The organism is Rugamonas sp., assembly GCF_025354735.1.
In the GTDB taxonomy this organism is placed as follows: Bacteria; Pseudomonadota; Gammaproteobacteria; order Burkholderiales; family Burkholderiaceae_D; genus Rugamonas.
The window spans coordinates 1-4,431 of the sequence record NZ_JANXMI010000253.1 but is presented as its reverse complement, the minus strand read 5'-3'; the positions used below and the strand labels follow the sequence as shown (position 1 = coordinate 4,431).

Below are 4,431 nucleotides of genomic sequence, written 5' to 3'. Positions count from 1 at the left end.
CGCTCTCGCGCCACCGCGCCACACGCACCCGCCATTGCTCCTCTCGCTCCTTGTTCCCCATCACCATCTCCATCTCCAAAAGTCGGAGTCTGGGCAAACCGATTAAGGTTTTGAAGATGGGCGGGCTGGACGCTTACGAAGCGTTTGGTATCAAGCGGTCAAGTTCCGCTAGAATTCCATGCGCTAATCCCTTCACGGACTTCCCATCACTCGGCATTTCAACATGCAGATAGGTCACTTGGTAAACGTTCGATTCTCGGTGAAAAATAACCTGGGGGTAGGCAGCTAGAAAACGCTTCACCATCGTAGTTTTCCCCATTCCGGAGAGTCCGATCAAGGACGCCGATAATTGAGGCGTGCGTGTGCTGGCGGTCTGGCGAAAAGATTTTCCCGCTTGCTGTTGTTCGTAAAGAGCCTGGAATCGCTTCGCACGTTGATCCTCCTAACGAATTTGTGGTCTTCCTGCTGGCGAACCTGCTCGGCCTCGAAGAGCGTTTTGTTCTCTAACTGTTTGTAGAAATGAACCTCAGCAAACGAGAGACCACCATAAATCCGATTGCTGACGTCGGTGAGGTCTGCTCGGATATACTTCTTGCCTGCGTCGTCGCGGATGTAGATAGAGTTAACGAACCGTGGATCGAAAGACACCTCGATATCAAAACGTCGCTTCCGGGCTTGCGTAAACCATCCTTTTTGAATTGCTTCCGTACAGGTGTAGTAACAGTTGCGGAAAGCGATACCATTTTCTGTGACTACCGCTTTCTCGCTCGGCAGCAGCTTGTACTGCACATCAAGTTCACTGTACCGAGAGAGTGAGCCGGAGCGTGTCAAGATATCGAAGTTCCAGAGACTGATTGGAGCGGGGTGCCGGCCCAGCGCACCTTGTATATGCTGGCGGTCGTCGCGGTGGCGCTGTGGATGGACCGCATCGCCAGCGTCTCCTACATCCTGTGCGCGGCGCTCGGCGTGGTGGTGCTGATCGATCCCTGGGCCGTGCTGTGGCCCGGCTTCTGGCTGTCCTTTGGCGCCGTCGCCGTGATCCTGTACGCGTCGGTCGGCCGCACGGTGATTCGTCCGCGCCGCGACGCGCCCGTCACGCGCCGCCAGCGCTGGTGGGCCACCTTTCAACTGGAGGCCCACACGCAGTATGTCGTCACGCTAGGACTGGTGCCGTTGACGATGCTGCTGTTCGCGCAGATATCCATCGTCAGCCCGCTGGCGAACGCGGTCGCGATTCCGCTGGTCGGCCTGGTCATCACGCCGCTGTCGCTGATCGGCAGCCTGCTGCCCGCGCCGCTGTCGGCGCCGCCGCTGGAACTGGCGCATTTTCTGGTGCGGCTGCTGGCGGCGTTTTTGCGCTGGCTGTCCGCCTACCGTTTCGCGGTGTGGAGCGCGCCGACGCCGCCGTGGTGGATTTTCGGCTGGGCGCTGTTCGGCACCTTATGGACATTGGCGCCGCGCGGCTGGCCGGCGCGCTGGCTCGGCATGGTCACCTGGATACCGCTGCTGACCGCCACGCCGTCCCACCCGGCCGCCGGCCGGCTGCGCGTGACCGCCTTCGACGTGGGGCAGGGCATGGCGCTGCTGATCGAGACCAGCGCGCACCGGCTGTTGTACGACAGCGGCCCGCTGTATTCGCCCGGTTCCGACGGCGGCAACCGCGTCATCGTGCCCTACCTGAAGGCGCGCGGCATCGCCGCCCTGGACGGCATGATTATCACCCACAGCGACAGCGACCATTCCGGCGGCGCCTTGACGGTGCTGCAAAATATCCGCGTCGGCTGGTTGCTGTCGTCGCTGTGGCCGCGCAGCGCCATCGTCCGCGCGGCGGGGCAGGCCTGGGATTGGGACGGCGTCCATTTCGAGATGCTGCATCCGCTCGCGGACAGCTACGCCGATGCGCTGCTCAAACCGAACGCGCGCGGCTGCACGCTCAAGATCAGCGCCAACGGCAAAGCCATCCTGCTGGCGGCCGACATCGAAGCGCGGCAGGAGGCGGCGCTGCTCGAACGCGCGCGCGACGCGCTGGCGGCGGACGTGCTGCTGGCGCCGCACCACGGCAGCGGCACCTCGTCGACGGCGGGTTTTCTGCAAGCGGTGCATCCTTCGCTGGCGCTGTTCCAGGTCGGCTATCGCAATCGCTACCATCACCCCAAAGCGCAGGTCTACCAGCGCTACGCGGACCTCGGCATCGAGCGGCTGCGCACCGACGAATCGGGCGCGCTGCTGCTGGACTTCGGGCCGCGGATCACGGTCGGCGAATACCGCCGCTTGCACGCGCGTTACTGGTACGGCCGCTGACCCGTTCCCGCGACCCGATAATCGACCCGCCACCAGCGCCGCTTTAGAGCCTTTCCACCAGATCGCGGCAGCGGCGATGCCGCTACAATGGGGCGCAATTTCGCCGCATCCGGAGACCGCTTCGCCTCGCGAGGTATAAAAAAATGAGCAAACCGCAGATCTACTTCGCCCACGCCAACAGCTACCCGGCCGGCACCTACCGCCAGCTGTTCGAATTGCTGGGCGAGGACTTCGACATCCAGGCGCTGGACATGCACGCCCACGATCCGCGCCATCCCGTCACCGACGGCTGGCCGGCGCTGGTCGAGGAGCTCATCGACCAGCTGGACCAGCGCTATCACGGCACGCCGGTGATCCTGCTCGGCCACTCGCTGGGCGGCATGCTGGGCCTGATGGTGGCCAAGGCGCGGCCCGATCTGGTGCGCTGCGTCGTCATGCTCGACGCGCCGGTGGTGGCGGGCTGGCGCGCGCTGTTTTGGCGGCTGGTGAAACTGACGCCGCTGGCCGACAAATATTCGCCGGCGGCGTTTTCGGCCCGGCGCCGCACCGTCTGGCCGGACGCCGAAGCGGCCTACCAGCACTTCGCGGCCAAGGATATTTTCGCGGCGTGGGCGCCCGGCGTGCTGCGCGACTATATCGACAGTGGCCTCAAGCCGCATCCGGACGGCGTGCAGCTGCGCTTCAGCCGCGAGATCGAGACCATGGTCTACCGCAATCTGCCGCACCATCTGGGGCGGCTGCTCAAGGGCCGCTATCCGGTGGCCATCGGTTTCATCGGCGGCACCAACTCGTGGGAAACCAAGCAGTCCGGCCTGGCCCACACCCGGCGCCTGGTCGGCCGTTTTTTCCGCCTGGTCCCCGGCGGCCACCTGTTTCCGATGGAGTCGCCGGCGCGCGCGGCGCAGGAGGTGCGCGCCATGATCGCCGATCTGCTGGCCGGCGAAAGCGCCGCGAACGGCGCCGAAAAGCAGCTGCACAGCGCCGGGGCGACGTAAAAGTATTCGTAAACGCGGGGCTTTCGCGTAAAATCCGGGGCTATCCCTCCCCACTTTAGAATGCCCTGCGATGACGATTAAAAGCGATAAATGGATACGCCGGATGGCGGAACAAACCGGCATGATCGAGCCGTTCGAGCCTAACCAGGTGCGCGAGGCCAACGGCCGCAAGGTCATCTCCTACGGCACCTCGTCGTACGGCTACGATATCCGCTGCGCCGACGAATTCAAGATTTTCACGAACATCAACAGCACCATCGTCGACCCGAAGAACTTCGATTCCAACTCCTTCGTCGACGTCAAGAGCGATGTCTGCATCATTCCGCCGAATTCGTTCGCGCTGGCGCGCACCATCGAATACTTCCGCATCCCGCGCAGCGTGCTGACGATCTGCCTCGGCAAGTCGACCTATGCCCGTTGCGGCATCATCGTCAACGTCACACCGTTCGAGCCGGAATGGGAAGGCTACGTGACGCTGGAGTTTTCCAACACCACGCCGCTGCCGGCCAAAATCTACGCCGGCGAAGGCTGCGCGCAGGTGCTGTTCTTCGAGAGCGACGAAGAATGCGAAACCTCGTACAAGGACCGCAACGGCAAATACCAGGGCCAGAGCGGCGTGACCTTGCCCCGGGCCTGATCTTTACAGGCATTTACAATTGACAGGCTTGAGTTGCTGCTTATTGTGCCGATAACATCATTAGTAGCTTAGATAATGATGGAGGTTGACATGGTAGCGGCAATCGGTTCCAGCACGGCGGCCAGCAGTGCAAGCAGCTCGGACACGTCGAGCACCATCGCGGCGCTGCAAAAGCAGTTGCAGGCGGTGCAAAAGCAGTTGTTGACGGCGCAAAAAGACAGCAGCGACGCCGGCAAGGCGCAGCAGCAGTTGCTGTCGCAGCAGGTGCAGGCGATAGAGCAGCAGATCGCGCAGATCCAGGCTGCGGCGGCGGAAAAGGCCGCGCTGCAAGCGAGTCAGGCGACGGCGTCGACGCAGGGCCAGTCCGGCGCAAATGCCAGTGCCGGCGCGCGTTCCAACACATCGCCGTTCGGCACCGTGATCGATACCACGGCGTGATGGCCAGGTGTCGTGACATCGGGGTCAGACCACGGTTTCGAGAGATTCATTCGAAACCGT

General features: G+C 62.9%; 6 protein-coding genes. 4 read left to right on the top strand and 2 right to left on the bottom strand.

The features are described 5' to 3' along the window. Nucleotides 1-133: 133 nt before the first annotated feature. Both Q0S71_RS27460 and Q0S71_RS20840 read right to left on the bottom strand, forming a co-directional pair. The gene (locus Q0S71_RS27460; RefSeq protein ID WP_367185326.1) at nt 134-319 is read right to left on the bottom strand and encodes a hypothetical protein; all 186 of its coding nucleotides are present in this window, start codon (nt 317-319) and stop codon (nt 134-136) included. Nucleotides 320-333: 14 nt separating this feature from the next. After that, the gene (locus Q0S71_RS20840; protein ID WP_295999964.1) at nt 334-789 is read right to left on the bottom strand and encodes a Mu transposase C-terminal domain-containing protein; all 456 of its coding nucleotides are present in this window, start codon (nt 787-789) and stop codon (nt 334-336) included. A gap of 75 nt (nt 790-864) precedes the next feature. Between Q0S71_RS20840 and Q0S71_RS20835 the strand changes: the two genes are divergently transcribed. From Q0S71_RS20835 to Q0S71_RS20820, 4 genes are all read left to right on the top strand, one after another. Continuing rightward, nucleotides 865-2,301, top strand: coding sequence for a DNA internalization-related competence protein ComEC/Rec2 (locus tag Q0S71_RS20835; protein WP_367185325.1), 1,437 nt, complete (start codon nt 865-867; stop codon nt 2,299-2,301). A gap of 143 nt (nt 2,302-2,444) precedes the next feature. Beyond that, entirely contained in the window at nt 2,445-3,296 is an 852-nt protein-coding gene (locus Q0S71_RS20830) for an alpha/beta hydrolase (protein ID WP_295999963.1), read from the top strand. 70 nt (nt 3,297-3,366) lie between these two features. Next, nucleotides 3,367-3,933 (top strand): dCTP deaminase, encoded by a 567-nt coding sequence (dcd, locus tag Q0S71_RS20825; RefSeq protein WP_295999962.1) that lies wholly within the window; start codon nt 3,367-3,369, stop codon nt 3,931-3,933. 90 nt (nt 3,934-4,023) lie between these two features. Then, on the top strand, nt 4,024-4,371 hold the full coding sequence (locus tag Q0S71_RS20820; protein ID WP_295999961.1) for a FlxA-like family protein: 348 nt from the start codon (nt 4,024-4,026) through the stop codon (nt 4,369-4,371). Nucleotides 4,372-4,431: the final 60 nt, after the last annotated feature.